14 protein-coding genes, 1 tRNA gene and 1 pseudogene are annotated in these 20,739 nt (G+C 60.9%); 2 read left to right on the top strand and 14 right to left on the bottom strand.

What is annotated here, in order from left to right:
* Positions 1 to 174 precede the first annotated feature (174 nt).
* Positions 175 to 2,046 carry an ABC transporter ATP-binding protein gene (locus ON14_RS12810; protein ID WP_010205689.1) on the top strand — a complete coding sequence of 624 codons (1,872 nt, stop codon included), beginning with the start codon at positions 175 to 177 and terminating at the stop codon, positions 2,044 to 2,046.
* A 43-nt stretch (positions 2,047 to 2,089) separates the two neighbouring features.
* Here ON14_RS12810 and ON14_RS12805 read toward each other — a convergent pair whose 3' ends face one another.
* From ON14_RS12805 to ON14_RS12780, 6 genes are all read right to left on the bottom strand, one after another.
* Positions 2,090 to 2,890 carry a TrmH family RNA methyltransferase gene (locus tag ON14_RS12805; RefSeq protein WP_010205687.1) on the bottom strand — a complete coding sequence of 267 codons (801 nt, stop codon included), beginning with the start codon at positions 2,888 to 2,890 and terminating at the stop codon, positions 2,090 to 2,092.
* 1 nt (position 2,891) lies between these two features.
* Positions 2,892 to 3,437: a hypothetical protein gene (locus tag ON14_RS12800; RefSeq protein WP_010205685.1), complete on the bottom strand. Its 546-nt coding sequence runs from the start codon at positions 3,435 to 3,437 to the stop codon at positions 2,892 to 2,894.
* On the bottom strand, positions 3,430 to 4,014 hold the full coding sequence (locus ON14_RS12795) for an isochorismatase family protein (protein WP_010205683.1): 585 nt from the start codon (positions 4,012 to 4,014) through the stop codon (positions 3,430 to 3,432). The genes ON14_RS12800 and ON14_RS12795 overlap by 8 nt, the downstream gene beginning before the upstream one ends.
* Before the next feature lie 23 nt (positions 4,015 to 4,037).
* Positions 4,038 to 5,462: a D-alanyl-D-alanine carboxypeptidase/D-alanyl-D-alanine-endopeptidase gene (locus tag ON14_RS12790; RefSeq protein ID WP_010205680.1), complete on the bottom strand. Its 1,425-nt coding sequence runs from the start codon at positions 5,460 to 5,462 to the stop codon at positions 4,038 to 4,040.
* Between the two features lie 45 nt (positions 5,463 to 5,507).
* The gene (locus tag ON14_RS12785) at positions 5,508 to 6,374 is read right to left on the bottom strand and encodes a hypothetical protein (RefSeq protein WP_010205678.1); all 867 of its coding nucleotides are present in this window, start codon (positions 6,372 to 6,374) and stop codon (positions 5,508 to 5,510) included.
* Positions 6,375 to 6,625: 251 nt separating this feature from the next.
* On the bottom strand, positions 6,626 to 7,285 hold the full coding sequence (locus ON14_RS12780) for a GntR family transcriptional regulator (RefSeq protein ID WP_010205677.1): 660 nt from the start codon (positions 7,283 to 7,285) through the stop codon (positions 6,626 to 6,628).
* Between the two features lie 94 nt (positions 7,286 to 7,379).
* On the opposite strand from ON14_RS12780, the gene ON14_RS12775 reads away from it, so the two are divergent.
* A complete protein-coding gene (locus tag ON14_RS12775; RefSeq protein ID WP_026037731.1) occupies positions 7,380 to 10,238 on the top strand; it encodes an FAD-binding and (Fe-S)-binding domain-containing protein in 2,859 nt (952 codons plus the stop codon).
* A gap of 55 nt (positions 10,239 to 10,293) precedes the next feature.
* Here ON14_RS12775 and ON14_RS12770 read toward each other — a convergent pair whose 3' ends face one another.
* From ON14_RS12770 to topA, 8 genes and pseudogenes are all read right to left on the bottom strand, one after another.
* Entirely contained in the window at positions 10,294 to 11,625 is a 1,332-nt protein-coding gene (locus ON14_RS12770) for a GAF domain-containing protein (RefSeq protein WP_010205675.1), read from the bottom strand.
* 134 nt (positions 11,626 to 11,759) lie between these two features.
* Positions 11,760 to 12,533, bottom strand: a complete 774-nt coding sequence (locus ON14_RS12765) for a lysophospholipid acyltransferase family protein (protein ID WP_010205672.1) — start codon at positions 12,531 to 12,533, stop codon at positions 11,760 to 11,762.
* A 114-nt stretch (positions 12,534 to 12,647) separates the two neighbouring features.
* Positions 12,648 to 12,720, bottom strand: a tRNA-Thr gene (locus ON14_RS12760).
* A 79-nt stretch (positions 12,721 to 12,799) separates the two neighbouring features.
* Positions 12,800 to 14,365, bottom strand: coding sequence for an alpha/beta hydrolase (locus ON14_RS12755; protein WP_010205670.1), 1,566 nt, complete (start codon positions 14,363 to 14,365; stop codon positions 12,800 to 12,802).
* Between the two features lie 17 nt (positions 14,366 to 14,382).
* Positions 14,383 to 15,972 carry an alpha/beta hydrolase gene (locus ON14_RS12750; RefSeq protein WP_010205669.1) on the bottom strand — a complete coding sequence of 530 codons (1,590 nt, stop codon included), beginning with the start codon at positions 15,970 to 15,972 and terminating at the stop codon, positions 14,383 to 14,385.
* Positions 15,969 to 17,135, bottom strand: coding sequence for a DNA polymerase III subunit delta' (locus tag ON14_RS12745; RefSeq protein WP_010205667.1), 1,167 nt, complete (start codon positions 17,133 to 17,135; stop codon positions 15,969 to 15,971). The genes ON14_RS12750 and ON14_RS12745 overlap by 4 nt, the downstream gene beginning before the upstream one ends.
* A gap of 9 nt (positions 17,136 to 17,144) precedes the next feature.
* Positions 17,145 to 17,774, bottom strand: coding sequence for a dTMP kinase (tmk, locus tag ON14_RS12740; RefSeq protein ID WP_010205666.1), 630 nt, complete (start codon positions 17,772 to 17,774; stop codon positions 17,145 to 17,147).
* 1 nt (position 17,775) lies between these two features.
* A pseudogene (topA, locus tag ON14_RS12735) lies at positions 17,776 to 20,690 on the bottom strand (type I DNA topoisomerase).
* Positions 20,691 to 20,739 lie beyond the last annotated feature (49 nt).

Raw genomic sequence — 20,739 nt, 5'->3', positions numbered from 1 at the left:
TAGTCGCGCCGAAAGCACTCTCACAGTCGTACCTTCACGACAGTCGGATACCCCGGAAGTTGTACGCAGCGCCCAGACAGAAGGCCTAGTGTTTTAGAGGCTGATTGCTGATGCCGATGTCGCTAATTTTCTGCGGCACCTTCGCCCTACATTTTTGGGACAACGAGAAATCTCATGAGCTCGACTTCACACACCTCTGCTCCTCGCCGCGGCCGTTCGGCATCGGCCGATAAAGTCGACGATGGCCCCCGCGCCAAGTTCAGCGAATTGTTCCCCTACCTGCTGGAGCACCGCAAAGTTCTGATCTTTGTGATCGTCCTGAGCGTGCTCGGTGCCGGCGCTTCGCTTGCGCAACCGCTGCTCGTGAGTCAGGTCATCACGATCGTCGAGGCGGGAAAATCACTCGGCACCCTCGTGTGGCTCCTCGTCGGTCTCGTCGTTATCTCGGGCCTCATCAGCGGCTACCAGCACTACCTCTTGCAGCGCACTGGTGAAGGAGTCGTGCTCTCGAGCCGTCGTCGCCTAGTGAGCCGGATGCTCAACCTCCCCATCTCAGAGTTCGACCGTCGCCGCACCGGTGACCTCGTCTCTCGTGTTGGCAGCGACACGACCCTGCTGCGTGCGGTTCTCACCCAGGGACTCGTCGAAGCAATCGGTGGCTCGATCACCTTCGTGGGCGCGCTCATCGCGATGCTCATCATTGACCCCGTACTTCTCGGTCTTACCGTGCTGGTCGTTGCCATCGCCGTCGTCACCGTCACTACCCTGTCGAAGCGCATCCGGATCGCGAGCCAGCGGGCCCAGCGCAAGGTCGGCGACCTGGCTGCTGCCGTAGAGCGCGCCATCTCCGCGGTGCGAACCCTGCGCGCGTCCAACGCTACTGAGCGTGAAATTGAGGCTGTGAACGAGGATGCCCTCGGTGCGTGGAAGATGGGCATTAGCGTTGCCAAGATCTCAGCCCTCGTGGTTCCGATCGCGGGTATCGCCCTGCAGGTCTCGTTCCTCGTCGTGCTCGGTGTTGGCGGATACCGCGTCGCCAGCGGTGCGATCACGGTCGCGAACCTCGTGGCGTTCATCCTGTTCCTCTTCCTCATGATCATGCCCCTCGGTCAAGCCTTCGGCGCGATTACTGCCGTGAACCAAGCTCTGGGTGCCCTTGGTCGCATCCAAGAGATCATCAAGCTCCCCAGCGAGCTCGAGTCTGACGCCAATGTCGTTGCAGTCGCCAGTGTCGAGTCGGATGCCGCGATCACTTTCGACAACGTCGAATTCTCCTACCCCCGCGATTCGGTGCTCGTGCAAGCAGAATCGGAACTGGCCGAACTCAAGCACGCCGGCACAGAATCCGCTGCCGAAGAGATTGACCTCACCGTTTTGCGCGGAGTCAGCTTCGCGGTGAAGCGCGGCGAACGTACCGCCATTGTTGGGCCCTCGGGCGCTGGCAAGAGCACCATCCTGGCCCTCATCGAGCGCTTCTACGATCCAACCGGTGGCGTTGTGCGCCTCGGCGGCGATGATCTTCGCGGTCTCAATCGTGAAGAGCTGCGCGCGCAAATTGGCTACGTCGAACAGGACGCTCCCGTGCTCGCGGGCACCATCCGCCAAAATCTCCTCATCGGTGCGCCCAATGCCACCGATGAAGAATGTATCAACGTCATCGCTGCTGTGAACCTCACTGCCGTGCTCGACCGCAACCCTGCCGGTTTGGATGCCGCTGTCGGCGAAGACGGCGTGATGCTCTCTGGTGGTGAGCGTCAGCGTCTCGCAATCGCCCGCACGCTGCTCGCCGCTCCCCCGATTCTGTTGCTCGACGAATCGACCTCAAGCTTGGACGGCCTCAACGAGCAGATGCTCCGCGAAGCCATCGACGCTGTGGCCGAGAACCGCACCCTCATCGTGATCGCGCACCGTCTCTCGACGGTCGTCGACTCCGACCAGATCGTCGTGCTCGACAAGGGCAAGGTCGTGGGCGTCGGAACCCACTCCGAGCTCGTGAAGTCGACCCCACTCTACAAGGATCTGGCCAAGCACCAGCTGCTGGTGTAGTTAGTCGAGAGCGGGTTAGCGCGCTGCTGGTGGAGGCGGCGCGCTACTCGACCGCGAGCGCGAACATCGCGACCGCAGCCGTCGCGGCAACGTTGAGCGAGTCGATTCCATGGCGCATCGGGATCTGCACGATCGTATCGGCGGCATCGATGGCTTCGCGCGTGAGACCGTGGCCCTCGGTGCCGAGCACAATCGCGACTTTTTCGGGAGCATCCGCCGCATAATCGCGCAGCGACACCGCACCGTCCTCGAGAGCGAGAGCGGCAATCTGGAATCCGGATGCCGTGAGCAGTGCACGCGTGTCAGTCCAGTTGCCGATGCGAGTCCACGGCACCTGCAGCACCGTTCCCATCGAGACACGGATTGCGCGGCGGTAGAACGGGTCGGAGCACTGTTCGGTGACGAGCACCGCATCCGCCCCGATCCCAGCGACCGAGCGGAAGATGGCGCCAACATTAGTGGGATCGACGACGTTCTCGAGAATGACGATGCGACGAGCATCCGCAATCAATGATTCGGGCGTGGGTAACGGCGGGCGATGCAGGGAGGCAATCACCCCGCGGTGCAGCACATAGCCGGTGAGTTCGGCCAGCAACGAGTCATCGCCGGTGAAAATGGGAACGTCATCACCGACGAGCTCGACGACCTCGTCGACCGAGGTGCCGAGGGCAAGCACCGAGCGCACCCGGTGGCCGGAACGCAGCGCGCGCTGCAGCACAAGCGTCGACTCCGCCAAATAGAGCCCGTGTTCGATGCCCTGAGCTTTGCGCAACGCCACATCGGTCTGGTGCGAATAGTCGACGAGACGCGGATCGCTGACCTCGGTGACAGGAATGACCGGCACGCTAAATTGCCCGAGTAACGCGAATAAAAATGACGGTGCGCCCATCGGCGCGCTGGCCACTGGCGGCCTCGAACCCTGGCCCGGTGACGGATTCGACCCCTTCATAGAGCACCAGATTGTCGAGCATCAACACATCAACCTCGGATGCCCACGACAACGACGGAGAAACCCGGTAGCTACCGCCGCTGCGCAAAGGGTCGGGGTCACCCGCAGCCACAATCACCGTCGCGTACAGCAGTCCCGTATTTTCAACCCGCGCATACTGCGCATCCTCAACCTCGGCCGTCGACGGCAGGTCGATCGCCGAGAATGCCGCTATCTGTTCAATCGTGACATCGCTGCACGGCGCCGCGGTGGCATCGCACAAACCATCCCCAGTCGGCCAGATTGTCGTGAGCATAGCTGTTCCGCCAGCAACAGCGAGGCCAAGGAGAAGCCCCAACCCGATCAGCAACGCCAGCAACCGCAATCCCAAGTTCTTGGCTGCAGGAAGCACCTCAGACTCGGCGATAAAACCCGGAAGTTTCAGCTCGTCTTGTTCAGGCATTGTCGGGCGCCAGCATGATGCCCGCGTCTTTCATCGTGATCAAAGCTGCCGCACTCGATTCGGGCGCAACACCCGCCGTCAAATCGGTGAGCACCGTGACCTCACGACCCGCTGTTAAAGCATCCATCGCCGACGCGAGCACGCAATAGTCGGTAGCGATTCCCGCAACATCGATACTGTCTACTCCAAGGCGGTCGAGCAGCGCCGAAACAGTCTCGCCCTCATCAGTGACGCCCTCGAAAATTGAATAGGCGGGCACACCTTGGCCCTTGCGAACATGCACAGTGACTTGCTCAGTGTTAAGGGCTGCGTGATATTCGGCGCCAACGGTGCCGGCCACACAATGGACTGGCCAGGTGTCCACAAAGTTGGGCTCGGCATCCGAAGCGAAGTGACCGCCATTGTCGTTGTCGGCGTCATGCCAATCGCGAGACGCGATGATCACACCATAACGTTCGGCATTTACCAACAAGAATGTGGTGATGTTGGCCGCAACGGCAGCACCACCCGCAACCCCGAGAGCCCCGCCCTCGGTGAAGTCGTTTTGAACGTCAATAATGAACAGCGCAGCAACCACTGTTCAAGTGTAGGTCGCGCAGGCTAGTAGTTGGAGAGATTGTTGCCGCAGGCATAGACACCGGCGGTGAGGTTATCGAGGGCCGCACGGGCGTCTCGAGAAATTCCTTCGCCAATTGCATAAAACGCAAAGGCAAGTTGGGTGCCATCGCTAGCAGTCACTACCCCGCCAAGCGAGTGTTCTAGGCTCGTCCACCCCGACTTTGCCACGACCTGGCCGGATGCCACGGCAGCATCCCCCACAAAACGGTCGTACAGATCCCCGCTTACACCGCCAATAGGAAGCATCGCGAAGACGGCCGCAATCGCGCCAGTACCCGTCGCCCCCTCCGCCATGAACTGTGAAACGAACAGCGGCGGAATCTGGTTCTTGGGGCTCAAGCCTGAGCCATCGGTGATGGTAATCGCTGACGCTTCGGCGAGGCCCGCGTCGGTCAAGGCACTCGGAATTGCTTGAGCGAGAGACGCAGCAGATCCGTCAAGGTTGAGCTTCTTCGACACGAGCCGCGCCAAAGCTTCGGCCAATGAGTCATCGGCACTGAGCAACATTTGCTCCACCAGAACACTCACCGTTTGCGACTTAACTTCAGCCAAGACTGTGCTGCCGACGGCTGCACCCTTCGTGAAGCTCACTGCCGGCAGCCCGGCAGCCTGCGCGAACGCCTCCCCCGCAGATTGAACCGGATCAGTGCCGCGCGGGCTAATCGCGGTCGTCGGGTCAGCCCGATCGCCGTTCACCATCAGAGCGGTGACGGACGCGTGGTAACCGCCAGTCCGTTCCCGTTCCGGCCAATTCGAATCCCACGCATCGCTCGCATCCCAGAGCGTTGAATCCAACACGATATTGGTAATGGGCACGCCGGGGTGAAGGTCTTCATAGCGCGACATCGCCTGCGAGGCGAGAGAAGAAATTTGTGGAGCGTCACGATAGAACGACGCATTAGTTGTCGCGAGCGTGGGATCCCCGCCGCCGACCAAAACAATCGAGCCAGGCGTAGAGCCATCAACAACGGTCGTGCTGATGCGAGTCTCGGGACCAAGGGCCTGCAGGGCAGCCGCTCCGGTCAACGCCGTGACAATGTGCGCCGGGCTTGCTGCCGTCTCGGCTGCACGGTTCCAGAGCACTTCACCTGTGCCAACATCCGTAATCACGCCCGCTAGCGAAGGGAAAGTGGCGACAGAAGCAAAATTTTCTACCGAACAAGTGCGCACGGATGCCCCGGCCGGTGTAACATCCGGTTGGCTCCGCTTCTCTGCAGTGACTTCGTCTGGGGTGACATCATCTGCCGAGCTGGCGGAGCCAACCGAAATTCCGGCGAATACTGCTCCAACTCCGAGCAGTACAAAAACTACAATCGCTACCACCACGGTGAAGGCTGTGGGGTGATTGGCGTAGAGCGCTCGGATTCCTCCTCGCGCTTCTGGCTCACTGCTAGCTGATTCAGTCACCCGGTTATAGTACCCGGATGCCCGAATCGGCCTGTACTCCTTGGCCTAGCACCACGTCCAACGTGCTGCCGAACGAGTGAAGCTGTACGGCTCATCGATTCCGCCGTGAGTCATGGCGAAGGCGATGCACGCACCGGCGGTGCTGACACCAGGGCGGTAGAGCGAGGCGCGATGTGAGCTCGAGTCCCACCATTTGGATGCGACTGTTGCTCCGCTGTTACCTGAACCACCGGCGAGGTTTCCATCGCAACCGCGGGCCGGAACGCCATCTTCGCGAGTGGTGCCGTTGTGGCCCCACGCATCGAGAGGGTTCGTACTTGGCGACTCCGCCATCCAGAAGAGACGTTCCTCCATGCACGAGTCGTAACGGAAGTTCGACAGCGGAATCGGCTGCAAGCAGTTAGCGACGCGGATCGAGTTGTAAGCGTAAGCGAAAGACGAGAGGTCGCCAGAGGTAGTTCCGGCTACGCCCTGCGATGAGCTGCGGCTCGGTGCGCCAGCGACGCCACCACCGACGTTGCCCGGGCACGACTGTCCCGCTGCCGCGTACGCTGCACGCGTTTGGGCTACGTAGGACCTAGTGCCAGCGGCGCTGCTCACGGGCGCCACTACGACGACCGGTTTCGGCACAACCTTCTGTGCCAAGTGTTCGGAATCAATAGTCAGCGCTTTAGCTTCTGCCGCACGCGCTGCCGCCATCGACTCTTCAGTGACGCGTTCGATGCTGGCGATTGCCACGGCGGTCGGCGACTGTTCGATCGGGCCTGTGGCCGTCGAGGCGAACAGCGGTGAACGTGCCGCCGAGTTTGCGGTTGCGATGTCGGTAAGACCCGGTCCGCCTCCCCCGACGAATGGAACTACTCCTACAAGTACAACAGTGAATGCTGCCGTTAAGAACGGAACTCTCCCCATGAAAATCGTCCCCCAGACGAATAATTAGAAGCAGACCCCTCTGCTTCCTAAGCCCAAAACTAGGTGCCAATTCATAGATTCACAAGGGAAAAACACCGGAAACATGCGGAAATACCCGTTAATGGGGGGTGTGGGTGACGGGTCTATCCTCAGTTTGGGGGACACCTGCGTAGCCCGAAACTTGCCCAGCCTGCGAGGCGGGGAGGTGGCGTGGACTGCCGGGGGTTGACGTTGCCGTCGAGCGTTCGACCCTAAGCGCGAATCGCCTCGACGAGTCGTTCTCGTGCCCGTTCAAGGTGGCCATCGAGGCAGGCAACAGCAGCTTCAGCGTTTCCTGCGTCAAGGTGTTCAAGAATCTCTTGATGTTCGGCCGCGATTCGTTCGACGCTCAGCAGGCTTCGGCCCTGAACTTGCGCCATGCACAACCGCACTTCATCGACGAGCGAACGGTACATGTGCTCTACCCGCGGGCTGCCGATTGCTTCGATAAGGGAGGCGTGAAACTGCATGTCTGGTTCGACTGCGGCGATCGATCCGCCGGCGGCAATCGTCGCCCCTGCTTGACGCACTCTCTCGTTTGCTGCGGTCGCGGCAGCGGGCACTCGATGTTCGGCGGCAAGTTCGCGCAAGGCGGAGCTTTCGAGGCGCAATCGCGTGCGATAGATATCGCGCACATCCTCGATGCTGAGCACGGGCACACGGGCGCTTTTGTGGGCGCCACGTTCCAAAAGGCCTTCCGTGGTGAGTTTCTCGATGGCCGCTTTTGAGGTCGATCGAGCAACGTTGTAGTCCTCAGCGAGAAGGGATTCGGTCACCGGGGTGCCACTAGGCAATTCGCCGGAAAACAAGCGCCGTCGCACGTCGTCGGCGAGGGCGTCCACAACAGACACCGCCGTAATCGTTCGAGCCATCTTGTTCCTCCCGGCTGAAGCTTACCTTTTCGGTCCACTTGCCAGCAATGTAGACTTGTCCGACAATCGCTCATCCGCGATCGATGGGAGCCTCATGCAGCCGTCAGTTATCGACCAGTTTGCCGCCGTGCTCACCGACGCCGGACGCCTCAGCACGCGAGCAATCGACCTGCATGCCAACGCGCACGACGCCTCGCACTTTCTCCTTATTCCGCAAACTCTTGTTATTGCCCAGGATGCCGCCGAAGTTGGGCGCCTGCTGCACGTTGGGGCTCGTAACAGGAAGCCGGTCACTCTGCGGTCGGGCGGCACCAGTCTGAGCGGTCAAGCCCTCACCGATGGAGTTCTCGTGGATGTGCGCCGCAACTTCCGCGGCATCACGATCGAGGATGACGGGATGCGCGTGCGAGTGCAGCCAGGGGCAACAGTTCGTCAAGTCAACGGGGCGCTCGCGCGTCACGGCCGCAAACTTGGCCCAGACCCGGCAAGTGAATCTGCCTGCACAATTGGCGGAGTTGTTGCCAACAATTCCTCAGGGATGGCGTGCGGCATCACCGGCAATACCTACACGACTCTCGAGTCACTGACCTTGGTTCTCACGAGTGGCACCGTTATCGACACCGCGGCGGCCGAAGCCAACCAGAAGCTTCGCCACGATGAACCAGAACTCTTCGATGGCTTGCTGCGCCTTCGCGACCGAGTGCGCGCCAACCCGACCTCGGTGAACATCATCGAGCACCAGTTCTCCATGAAAAACACCATGGGCTACGGCCTCAATTCCTTCCTCGATCACGACGAGCCCGCGGCTCTGCTCGCCCACCTCGTTATCGGCTCCGAAGGCACCCTCGGGTTCGTGGCCGAAGCCGTCTTTCGCACCCTCCCGCTGCTGCCCCAAGCCGCGACCGGGCTCGTAATCTTCGATAGCCTGCTCGCCGCAAATGAGGCACTGCCCGACATCGTCGCCACTGGTGCTGCGGCCATTGAGCTTATGGATGCCCAATCACTGCGCGTTGGCAAGGGAGAAGCTGACGCGCATCCGCTCATTCGCGACCTCGCCGTCGACCACCATGCCGCCCTGCTCGTGGAGTACCAAGCGGGCACTGTCGAGCAACTGGCCGAGCAACAAACACGAGCAACCCGCGTTCTCGACCGCCTGAAAGTGAGCTCGCCCGCGGTACTTTTCCGCGATGCGGCGACGCGTTCCTCACTGTGGCACCTGCGCAAGGGTCTCTATGCCACTGTTGCCGGCGCTCGCCCTTCTGGCACCACCGCGTTGCTCGAAGATGTGGTGGTTCCGGTGGAATCGTTGGCGCGCACTAGCACCCAGCTGATCGAGCTCTTCGACCGGTACGGCTACGAGAATAGTGTGATTTTTGGCCACGCGAAGGATGGCAACATCCACTTCATGCTCACCGACCTCTTCGAAGGTGCCGGGCTCGACCGCTATGAGGCGTTCACCGAAGACATGGTTAATCTCGTGCTCGGTGAGGGCGGATCGCTCAAGGCCGAGCACGGCACGGGGCGGGTAATGGCACCGTACGTGCGGCGCCAATACGGTGACGAGTTGTATGGCGTCATGCGCGAAGTGAAAGCGCTGTTTGACCCCAGTGGGATGCTCAACCCTGGCGTCATCATCACCGAAGACCCGAAGGTGCACCTCAAAAATATCAAGACGACTCCGACGATTGAGGCCGAGGCCGACCGCTGTGTGGAGTGCGGCTATTGCGAACCAGTGTGCCCCAGCCGCGACCTGACGCTGACTCCACGCCAACGCATTGTGGTGAAGCGCGCCATCGCGACCGCTCACGCCGATGGTGATGGCGCTCTCGCCGCTGAACTCGAGAAGGACTACGAATACGAAGGCGTGCAAACGTGCGCCGTTGACGGCATGTGCCAGACCGCCTGCCCGGTGCTCATCAACACCGGTGATCTAGTTCGACGACTGCGCACCACGGAACATTCCGCGGTCGAGAAAAAGGTCTGGAAGACCGCCGCGGCGCACTGGGACACAACGACGGCGATAGCGGGCGCAGCACTCTCGATCACCGAGAAGCTTCCGGCAGCCCTCGTTACCGCGCCCAACAACCTCGGGCGTGTGGTGCTCGGCGACGACGTGCTGCCTCTCTGGTCGCCCGAGTTACCCGGCGGCGGAACTCGACGCGCTCGACCCGCACCCGATTCATCCACGGAGGTCGAAGCCGTTTATGTCCCCGCCTGCGTGAACGCCATGTTCGGCCCCGCCCCGCGTGCGGATGGCACCCGCGGGCCGGGCGTGCAGGTCAGCTTCGAGCAACTCTGCGAGCGCGCCGGGGTTACGGTGTTGGTGCCGGAAGACATAGATTCACTGTGCTGCGGAACCCCATGGTCGTCGAAAGGTTTGCCCGACGGCGCAGCGATCATGCACGACCGCGTGCTCGCAAGCCTGCGCACGGCCACTCGAGATGGGCAACTCCCGATCATTTGTGACGCCTCATCGTGCACCGAAGGCCTGCTGCACACGATCGAGAATGACCCGGCGCCGACGAGTCGTGGCGCGCGGCCGCTTCACGTTATCGATGTAATTGAGTTCGTGGCCGACCGGATCATCCCGGCGCTGCCGACACGGCTGTCAGGGCCCGCCTACGAACGCATCGATTCGCTCGCGCTGCACCCGACGTGCTCGTCCACTCGCTTGGGGCTCAACGATAAGCTCAGCGCGATCGCGCATACGGTCGCGGAGGAGGTAATGATTCCCGAGAGCTGGGGGTGCTGCGCATTCGCTGGTGACCGCGGGATGCTGCATCCCGAACTCACCGAATCAGCGACCGCTGTTCAGGCCGCCGAGGTGCGCGCTGCCGGGGCAACGACGCATGCGAGCTGCAACCGCACCTGCGAACTCGGAATGACCCGGGCCACCGGCAGCGACTACCGTCACGTCGTGGAACTACTAGCTGACGCGACACGAGAGCGGTGACCGGGGGCGCGCACGCTCAGCTGGCTACCAACGCGGTTGCTGATCGCGCAGGTCACTATTCGTGCAGGTGCCGCCAGAGTTCTCGTTGAGCTTTCAGCGCAAGCTCCCTCAACAATGGCTCGTTGACATCATCTGATTGCCGACGCGGTTGGATATCAACAACGCACAGCGCGCCAATGCGAACACCCGACGGGGCCTCGATCGGAAAGCCAGCGTAGAAGCGGATTTGCGGGCCACCGGTGACCAACGGGTTATCGCAGAAACGTGGATCGGCGAGTGTGTCGCGAACCACGAGGGCGTTTCCGCTCTGAATCGTGGTTGCACACAAAGAGAGCTGACGCGGCACCTCCCCCAGACTGGGCCCCGTTTCGGCTAAGTTCCAGAGCGCATCCGGGCCGAGGAGGGCGATGAGCGCATTCTGGGTGCGGAATGCGCTTCTTGCTTGCACCGCGATCCCATTGAGGTGCAGAACCAATTCGCTATCGAGTGCTGCCGCCGCACGAACACTTTCCGCCAACTGTCGACGCGCTTCGCCCTCGGAAGTCGGGGTGTCGCCCTCGCGCGCATCATGTGGCTCAGCAGAAATGTGCGGCACCATTTTAGGTGCAAGCTGCGATGCCCACTCCGTGTACTCACGACGCGTTCGGTAGCGGACACCCGGCGGCGGCGAACCCGCGTGCAAAGGGAGGAATATTGTGCGGTCAGAGAGCGAGGTCAACGTGTGCGTCGCTTGGTTGAGTCGCAGTACGTGCTCATCGGCTGCGGCACTCACCCGGGAGTTGAATACAGGGATGGACTCGATCGGCTGAATCCCCACCAGAAAGAGCGGAGCATCTGACGGGAAGGTACCCAAGAAACCGGTGATGAGTTCGTGGACTCTCTCAGTCCACACATCCAGGGGCGTCAACGACAGTGCGTCGTTGACCCCGATAGTGATGACGACGGCGTCGTAACGATCGGGGGCTGCCGACGACAGCGCGCGAAGAACAGTGGAAGCATCCATGCTCGGCTCGGCAATGACATCGACCAGGTAGCCAAAGCCGGTAAGCGTCGATAGAGCGCGAGCGAGAGCGCCGGGCAGCCCAAGTTCATGACTAGCGACGCCCCAGCCAACCGCTGGTCCAGATCCAACAAGCAGCACCCGGTGGCTATTGGGGCCTCGAGCGTGCCCGCTCGGGTGATCCGTCGGGCGGGGAAGCTCCCCAGTGCGCCGTTCTCCGGCCGCCACTTGGGCGCGCACCATCGGTGCAGAAATCAATCTCCGAATGATGCTCTCTGGCGCAGTCTTCGAAACCGGCGTCTGCGCCACCGCGATACCGTCGAGCTCGTCAGCGGCCTCACGCCGATAGTTCTCGACAGGTGTCTCTTCGGACAACTCTTTGATCATGAGAGGGCGAATTTCAGGTCAGTGGCTCAAGCGAGCCTTGCATCTGTGGTTGCCCCAATCGTAACCGGATAATCCGAAAACGATTCTTCTGTCGAATCATCGCTCGTGCAAGAGTGCCCGCCAACAGGACGTTTCTATTCGAGCTCGTGAGATTCTTGAGCCCGTCGCAACTCACGTTCGGCGTCAGCTGCCGCCGCTTCTTCCGGCGTGGGCGCTGTGCCGCCGAGCCGACGTGGTTGCCACCACTGACCGATACCAGTGAGCGGGTAAGCCTTCTGCGCGGTCGCGAGGAGGCCCTCCATGACCGCCTTCAGCCGCGCCGTCGCCACCACAACATCGTCGGCCACTGCCACTGTGATCGGCTCGCCGACAACCATCACAATGGGAACCCCGCTGCGCTCGCGCAACGAGATCTTTCGATTCTTGGTCATGAGGCGTTGGCCGCCCCAAACCGCCAGCGGAATGACGGGCACGCCAGCTTCGGCCGCCAAACGCACGGCTCCCGTCTTGAAATCACGAATCGTGAATGACGCGCTCACGCCGGCCTCGGGAAACACCCCGATCAGTTCGCCCGCACGAAGAGCTGTGACGGCGGACGCATAAGCGCTAGCTCCGGCCTTCATATCGACCGGGATGTGCTTCATATTGCGCATCAGTGAGCCCACGACCTTTTTGTCGAAGACGCTCTTCTTTGCCATGAAACGGATGCGGCGGTGATTGTGCAGCCACGTCGCCCACTCGACAAGGGCAAACTCCAGATACCCGAAATGGGTCATGGCGATAACGGCCCCGCCCACATCGGGGAGATTGTGCGCACCGATTACGGTGCGGCGCACTCGGAGAGCACCGAACATGGCACGACCGGCGCCAATCGCTGCGGTATAGATCGGCTCGTTGCGGTACTTCATGACCCTAGTTTAAGCGGTTGGCATGGGAGCTAACCGCGAGGCCACGAATGGCGCCCGTGACACGAAAAAAAGACCGGATTTCTCCGGCCCTTTCTTCGCACAATTGTGCAACAGAGCCGCCTGTCAGAATCGAACTGACGACCTTCTCATTACGAGTGAGATGCTCTACCAACTGAGCTAAGGCGGCCGGCCGCATTTTCATGAGGCACAGCAAGATAGCTTAGCCGAAGTTTCGGGGCGTCATAGCCGCCTCGGGGAACTGGCCGCTAAGCAGAACAGTCTGGATCAGCATCGGGCACCGTTCCTGTGACGAAATAGTCATCGACCGCGCTGTCGATACAGGCGACGCCGCCGTTGTACGCCGTATGTCCCTCACCGTTGTAGGTGATGAGTTGCGCACTCTGCAATTGGTTGCTCAACGCGACACCCCACTCGTAGGGGGTTGCCGGATCGCCCGTCGTCGAGACAATGAGCACCGGTGGCGCACCCTCCCCCGTGAGCTCGGTGATGCCCGGACCAATGTACTTGTAGGGCCAGTTCAGACACGTGAAATCGGGGGTGGGAGGAAAGTCGCGATAGGTCGCCGGCGATGCTTGGCGCATCAACTCCTGCTGGCTAATCAACACGGCAGGATCTGTCTCTACCGGGTAGTCGACACAGTAGATTGCGATGAATGCCTCGAGCGAATTGTCGGTGTAGGTGCCATCAACATCTCGGCTGTAATAAAAATCGGCCAAGAAGAACGCGGTGTCGGTTTCGCCGCGAGCAGCCTCTGAGAAGAGGTCGTTCAAGAAAGGCCACGAGTCCTCAGAATACAGGGCCATGCTCATGGCGATGTCGATCACACCGGCATCCATCATTCGGCCATCCGGAGCGGCCACCGGGTTCGCGTCGTAGCGATCGTAAAGTCCGCGGATAGTCGCCAGCGCGGCATCCACCCCACCAACGAACGGACAATCATCGAACGAAGTGGGGCACGCCGCTAAATAGTTTTCGAGAGCACGTTGGAACCCTGCCGTCTGTACAAGTCCAACCTCAAACACAGAAATCGATGAATCGGTAGCGCCATCGAGCACGATTCGACCGACATTCTGAGGGAAGTTTTCGATGTAATAGGAACCAATATCGCTGCCATACGAGTAGCCCAAATATTGCAGCTTCTCGTCACCAACAATCGCCCGCAACATGTCGAGGTCGTGCACCGTGCTCTGCGTATCGATGAACTGCAGAATTGGCCCGGTGTTCTCGAAACACGCCTGACCGAAGTTGATCGCCGCATCTTCGCTCTCGGCAAGCCACGCATCACTGCCCACCTCAGCCTCGGGAATTCCGAAAATGAACTCATCGAGGCCCTCATCGTCGAGACACGTCACCGGAGTCGAACGACCAACTCCGCGAGGGTCCCAGCCAATCACGTCGTAGTTCTCGCGCAGCGTCGCGCTGACCGCAAAATCGACGTCATCATGGATGAGGTCGTAACCGGAAGCGCCCGGCCCACCAGGATTCACAAACAGCGAGCCCAAGCTCTCACCGGTCGCCTTATGACGCGCCAAAGCCAACTCAATATCGGTCTCCGGAGTCGGGTTCGCCCAATCCATCGGAGCCGTTGCGGTCGCGCATTGAGCGCCCTCACCGCAGTCAACCCACCGGAGCACCTGCTCGTAGTACGGAGCCAACTCCGCAGATACGGTCTCGCCGGTCGGTTCGGAACGATCAGCAAGCAACTGCAAGATGCCCGAACACCCACTCAGCAGCAGCGTCAGAGCGAACGCAGGAACCACAAGGGCCAATCTGCGAGCGCGAAAGGCGGGGGCAGTGCTGGTCGAGTTCACGGCCCCGAGCTTAGCGGTTAGCAGTCAGGGTCGGTGGCCGGAACCACGCCCTTCAACAAAAAGTCCTCAACAACCGAGTTCACACAGGCATTCGACTTGTTGTACGCCGTATGACCCTCACCGTTGTACGTGATGAGGTGTCCGCTATCCAAGTTCTTGGCCACCGTCTCAGCCCACTCATAAGGAGTAGCCGGGTCATTAGTTGTGCCAATCACCAGCATGTCAGCAGCACCCGGCGCAGCAATTGCCACCCGTTCACGCTTTGCCTCCACCGGCCAGTTTGCGCAGCCGGGATCGCCGTACGACATCTGCGGCCCGAAAATAGGAGCGGCGATGGCAAGCGCAGCAGCCTGCTCCTGCATGCGGGCGTTATCAGCCGGCTGACGAGCATCCAAACAATTGATCGCGATGAACGCTTCGGTCTGATTCTCACGGTAGGTGCCATCGGCGTCGCGGCCGTTGTAGCTATCGGCTAGATCGAACGCAATGCTCGCGTCACCCTGCAGCACCGTGGTGAACAATTGACGCAAATAAGCCCAATTGTCTTGGCTGTACAACGGCAAAATGATGGCGGTAAACATTGTGGCGCTGCCCAGCTGACGACCGTCAGCGTTGGTGAGAGGACTCTTATCGAGGCGATCCAAGAGTGTGCGGATGAGGGCTCGCGATTGCTCGGTCGAGCCAGTAAAGGGGCAATCGCCTGCGCCGGCACAATCAACCAAGAACGCATCCAATGCGCCTTCAAAACCTTTCGCCTGCGCCTGAGTCGCTTCAAATTCGGATGCCGCCGGGTCAACGGCACCGTCGAGCACAAGCCTTCCCGTCTTCTCAGGGAAGATTTCGGCATAGACCTGGCCAAGCAACGTTCCGTAGGAATAACCCAAATAGTTCAGCGTCGTATCGCCAAGGGCCGCCCGCAACATGTCGAGGTCACGCGCCGCGCTGGGAGTATCCACGAACCCCAACAGCGGGCCCGTCTCCTCAAAGCACCGCTCAGCAAATTGGGCAGAAGATTGTGTCGCCGCAGCAATCCACTCATCGCTGCCCTTCTCCCCCGGAGTGATTCCATAAATGTAGTCATCGAGCTCAGCAGGGTCGGAATAACACGACACCGGCGTCGAACGATTCACCCCACGAGGGTCAAAACCGACCACATCAAACTTGGACTGCAGGGCCTCACTGGTGGCGTAATCCACGCTGTCATTAATAAAATCGAACCCGGAACCGCCCGGGCCTCCCGGGTTCACCAAGAGCGAGCCGATGCTGTCATTGCCCCGAGCCGTCTGACGCACCAGCGCCAACTCAAGAGTGTCGCCCTCGGGATTCTCCCAATCGATCGGCGCGATCGCAGTAGCGCACTGCAAGGAATCGCCACACGTCGCCCAGGCAAGCTCCTGCTGATAAAAACGTTCAAGCCCGGGAGCAACTGACTCACCAGTAGGCGTCGATGTCAGGTCGGATGCCGGCGGCATAAACCACGAAACACAACCGCTCAGCAGGAGCGAAACGGCAAGCGCGGCAGCAGTCGCGCCGACGAGACGATGGCGGGCCCGGCCGTGCGTGGCGTCGCTGCTGAAGTCAAGGCCAGTGCGGGTGCGGCGGCTCATGCGCCGCGCCCCGAAGCCGCAACCTTGATGAGCATCGCTTCGAGCGCTAACGCCGGTGACACGTTGCTTTCGATACGGCGGCGCGCTTCAGCGATGCCATCCATGATCGCAAGCGTGGCCACCGGTGTCGTACGCGCAGCAACAGAGTTGATGTTGTTGAGAATGCTGAGGTTAATGAGTTCTCCCGGGGCACCAATTTGGGTCAACAAAATATCGCGATAGAGCGAAAGAAGGTCAACCATAATGCGGTCGATACCGTCACGCAGTCCGCGAGTTGCACGACGTTTCTGGTCTTCTTCCATCGTTTTGAGCTGGGAGCGCAGAGCGGGCGGGATCGTTCCGCCGGGAGCAACGCCAAGCGAGCGCAGCGCAGATTCGCGCTCCTGGGCATCCTTCTCTTCCGTGAGAGCTGTGGCATCCGCCTTCGAAAGATCGAGCAGCGTCGTCGCCGCGATAACGGCTTCAGAGACGGAGCGGATGCCAAGAGCCGTCGTCAGGGTGCGATCGCGTCGTTCCCGGGCTTCAGAATTGGTGGCGAGACGGTGCGCCATGCCAATGTGACTTTGAGCTTCGCGAGCGGCGCGGAGAGCAATGTCGGGGGCGACGCCATCGCGGTCGTGCAGCAGTTGAGCGACATCCTCGATCGAGGGGGTGCGGAGTCGAACGCTGCGCACCCGCGAGCGAATCGTGGGGATGAGGTCTGCTTCGCTGGGGGCGCACAGAATCCAGACGGTGCGCGGTGGCGGTTCTTCGAGCGCTTTGAGCAGCACGTTAGAGGTGCGCTCGGCCATGCGGTCGGCATCTTCGATGATCATGACTCGGTAGTGGCCAACCGATGGCGAAAACTGTGATGAAGAAACGAGCTTGCGTACTTCATCAATGGAAATGATGACGCGTTCAGTGCTGAGCACTCCTAGATCGGGGTGCGTGCGAGCCATCACCTGCCTGAATACGGACTCTTCGGTCTCGTCGCCCCGGGTGCCGAGCAGCGCTGCAGCGAAGGCATAGGCAATGTTTGAGCGGCCAGAACCGGGCGGGCCAGTGATGAGCCACGAGTGGGTCATTGACGATTCACCACTGCTGCCCAATGCCGACGATGACGCGGCGGCCGAAAGAACGGCGATCGCCTCAGCTTGGCCGGTTAGGCCCTCCCACAACGACATGCGCTCAGTCTAAGCGGGATGCGGGAGGTGGTTGTGGATGCGCTCCCGGATCACCGTGGCGATCTCATCTCGGTCGCGTGCGGCATCCACTACCAGGATGCGATCGGGCTCTTGTGCGGCCCGTTCGAGGAACGCTTCGCGAACGCGAGCATGGAAGTCGTGCTTCTCTGCTTCGAGCCGATCATAGCGAGTGCGCGCACTATCGAGGCGCTTGCGGCTATCGACGGGATCGAGATCGAGCAGCACCGTCACATCAGGCAACAGGTTCTGGGCTGCCCACAGCGAGAGGTCGCGCACTTCATCAGAACCGAGCACCCGCCCGGCGCCTTGGTAAGCCTCTGAGGAGTCAATGTAGCGATCTTGAACCACGATTTCGCCGCGCTCAAGCGCCGGCTTCACGAGAGTCGCGATGTGGTGGGCTCGATCGGCCGCGTAAATTAGCGCTTCCGCGCGGGGATCCATTTCGCCGCGACGGTGCAACACAATTTCCCGCAGCTCGAGGCCCAAGTCGGTGCCGCCGGGTTCACGGGTAACGACCACCGTGTGGCCAGCTTCTTCAAGCCACTGCACGAGCAGCTGCGACTGGGTGGTTTTGCCTACGCCGTCGCCGCCCTCGAGCGTGATGAACAGTCCGGGCACGTTACTCTGCTTCGGCTACAGGCGCAGCTGCGGGCTTTGGTGCGGCCGGCTTCTTCACTGCGGGCTTCTTCGCGGCCGTGGTTTTTGCCGCGGTGGTCGCCTTAGTCGCTGCAGTTTTCGTTGCGGTGGTTTTGGCTGCTTCGGTTTTCGCGGCCGGCTTTTTGGCGGCCGGTTTCTTAGCTGCGGGTTTCTTGGCAGCAGGCTTCTTCGCCGCAGGCTTCTTCGCGGCTGGCTTCTTTGCGGCTGGCTTCTTTGCGGCCGTCTTGCGCTTGACCGGCCCCTTGGCACGCTTGTCGGCGAGCAGCTGAACGGCACGCTCAAAGTCGACGTCTTCGACGGTTTCGCCGCGCGGGATGGTGGCGTTGGTGGTGCCGTCGGTTACGTACGCACCAAAACGGCCGTCTTTGATCTTGATCGGCTTCTCGCTGACGGGGTCGGCGTCGAACTCTTTGAGAGCACTGGATGCTGCGCGGTTGCCGTACTTGGGCTGAGCGTAAAGTTCAACGGCTCCGGCGATGTCGATGTCGAAGATGAGGTCTTCGCTTGGCAACGAACGGGTTTCGACGCCCTTTTTGAGATAGGGGCCGTAGCGCCCGTTTTGCGCGGTGATCTCGACTTCAGTTTCGGGATCGAGGCCAACAACGCGCGGCAGGCTGAGCAGCTTGAGTGCGGTGTCGAGGTCGATCGCGTCGAGTTCCATAGTTTTGAAGATGGATGCCGTGCGCGGCTTGACGACGGCAGCTTTCTTGGGCTTCTTCGCCTTCTTCACTTCGCCGGTCTTGGGATCGATTTCTTCGACGGGCTCGGGCACAGGCTCGGGTTCTGGCTCAAGCTCCGTCACGTAGGGACCGAAGCGGCCATCCTTGGCGACGATCTCTTTGCCATTTTCAGGGTTCACGCCGATGACGCGGTCGCCGACGACGGGCGCTTCGATCAATTCGATCGCCTTGGCGAGGGTGAGCTCGTCTGGTGCGAGAGCTTCGGGAATGTTGACGCGGCGCGGTTTCTCGGGATCGTCACTGGGCGTCTCGAGGTAGGGGCCGTATTTTCCGATGCGCAGGGTCACGTCATCCGACAGCTTCATCGAGTTGATTTCCTTGGCGTCAATTTCCCAAGGTTGTCGATGACGGTGCGCAGTCCGCGGTATTTGTCGTCGCCGAAGTAGAACGATTTGAGCCATTCGACGCGGTTTTGGGTTCCCCCAGCGATGCGGTCAAGGTCATCTTCCATACCGGCGGTGAAGTCGTACTGCACCAGATCACCGAAGTACTCTTCGAGCAAACGGATGACGGAGAACGCAATCCAATTGGGCACGAGTGCCTGGCCGCGCGGCGTGATGTAGCCGCGGTCGATGATGGTGGAGATGATCGACGCGTACGTCGAGGGGCGACCGATACCGAGTTCTTCGAGCTTCTTGACGAGGCTCGCTTCGGTGTAGCGCGGCGGCGGGCTGGTCTCGTGACCCTTGGCTTCAACCTCGAGCAGAGTAAGCGTCTGGCCTTCCTTCAGCGGAGGCAGTTTCGCTTCTTTAGGCTCGGCGGTGGCGTTGCGTTCTTCGTCTTGGCCCTCTTCGTAGGCCTGCATGAAGCCGCGGAAGGTGATGATGGTTCCACTAGCCGAGAATTCAGCAACGGGAGCTTCCCCGGCAGAGATCGTGATGGATGCCGTTGAACCCTTAGCGTCAGCCATCTGCGAGGCGACGGTGCGCTTCCAGATCAGTTCATAAAGCTTGAAATCATTGCCGCGCAGCGTGGACTGCAGTTCGCTCGGCGTGCGGAAGGTATCGCCGGAGGGGCGGATTGCTTCGTGGGCCTCTTGGGCGTTCTTGCTCTTGCTGGCGTAGACACGAGGCTTGTCCGGCACGGCGTCAGCACCGTAGAGCGCAACGGCCTGGGTGCGAGCGGCGGTGATGGCCTGCTGCGAGAGCGACGAGGAGTCGGTTCGCATATAGGTGATGTAACCGTTTTCGTACAGCGACTGGGCAACGCTCATGGTCTGGCGAGCGGAGTAGCGCAGCTTGCGGCCGGCCTCCTGCTGCAGCGTTGAGGTGGTGAAGGGCGCTGCGGGGCGACGCGTGTATGGCTTCGTCTCGACCGTTTTTACGGTGATGGTGGTGCTCGGCATCCGCAGGGCGTCTGCGAGCGTTTGAGCGGCCTTCTCGTCGAGGGCTACGGCTTCACCCTTGAGGATTCCGCGGTCATCGAAGTCACGGCCGGCAGCAACGCGCTTGCCGTCGAGGCGCACGAGCTTGGATTCGAACCCGTTGGTTTCGCTGTCGGGCGAGAGCTGGGCGATGAGATCCCAGTAGTTTGCGGTGATGAAAGCGAGACGCTCGCGCTCGCGCTCAACGACAAGACGGGTGGCGGCGGACTGCACGCGGCCGGCGGAGAGCCCGGGGCCGACCTTGCGCCAGAGCACTGGGGAGATTTCGTAGCCGTAGAGACGATCGAGGATGCGGCGGGTTTCTTGGGCATCGACGAGAGCGGTGTCAACATCGCGAGTGTTCTGAATGGCCGCTTCGATAGCGTCTTCGGTGATTTCGTGAAAAACCATGCGCTTGACGGGAACTTTGGGCTTCAGCACTTGGAGGAGGTGCCAGGCAATGGCTTCTCCTTCGCGGTCCTCATCAGTTGCGAGGTAGAGCTCGTTGGCTCCGCTGAGCGCTTTCTTGAGTTCGGAGACGGTTTTCTTTTTGGCGTCAGAGACGACGTAGTAGGGCTCGAAGTCATTGTCGACGTCGACCGAGAACTTGCCGAGGGAGCCTTTTTTGAGTTCGGGCGGCAGGTTGCGGGGTTCGACCAAATCGCGGATGTGGCCAACGGAGGAGAGCACGTCGTAGCCGTCACCGAGGTACTTGGCTATCGTCTTGGCCTTAGTGGGCGACTCGACAATGACAAGCTTTTTGGTGCCAGACACGGGACTCCTTGGGTGATGACGGACTTGACCGGTGGCAGCGCCACTGTCA

The organism is Salinibacterium sp. PAMC 21357 (assembly GCF_000247645.1).
In the GTDB taxonomy this organism is placed as follows: domain Bacteria; phylum Actinomycetota; class Actinomycetes; order Actinomycetales; family Microbacteriaceae; genus Rhodoglobus.
The sequence above is the reverse complement of the archived record's forward strand: the minus strand, read 5'-3'. Positions and strand labels throughout refer to the sequence as shown.

Excerpts from the sequence above, each read along its gene's own strand:
- ON14_RS12810 (WP_010205689.1), top strand. The coding sequence starts at position 175 with ATGAGCTCGACTTCACACACCTCTGCTCCTCGCCGCGGCCGTTCGGCA.
- ON14_RS12800 (WP_010205685.1), bottom strand. The coding sequence starts at position 3,437 with ATGCCTGAACAAGACGAGCTGAAACTTCCGGGTTTTATCGCCGAGTCT.
- ON14_RS12785 (WP_010205678.1), bottom strand. The coding sequence starts at position 6,374 with ATGGGGAGAGTTCCGTTCTTAACGGCAGCATTCACTGTTGTACTTGTA.
- ON14_RS12780 (WP_010205677.1), bottom strand. The coding sequence starts at position 7,285 with ATGGCTCGAACGATTACGGCGGTGTCTGTTGTGGACGCCCTCGCCGAC.
- ON14_RS12775 (WP_026037731.1), top strand. The coding sequence starts at position 7,380 with ATGCAGCCGTCAGTTATCGACCAGTTTGCCGCCGTGCTCACCGACGCC.
- ON14_RS12770 (WP_010205675.1), bottom strand. The coding sequence starts at position 11,625 with ATGATCAAAGAGTTGTCCGAAGAGACACCTGTCGAGAACTATCGGCGT.
- ON14_RS12765 (WP_010205672.1), bottom strand. The coding sequence starts at position 12,533 with ATGAAGTACCGCAACGAGCCGATCTATACCGCAGCGATTGGCGCCGGT.
- ON14_RS12750 (WP_010205669.1), bottom strand. The coding sequence starts at position 15,972 with ATGAGCCGCCGCACCCGCACTGGCCTTGACTTCAGCAGCGACGCCACG.
- ON14_RS12745 (WP_010205667.1), bottom strand. The coding sequence starts at position 17,135 with ATGTCGTTGTGGGAGGGCCTAACCGGCCAAGCTGAGGCGATCGCCGTT.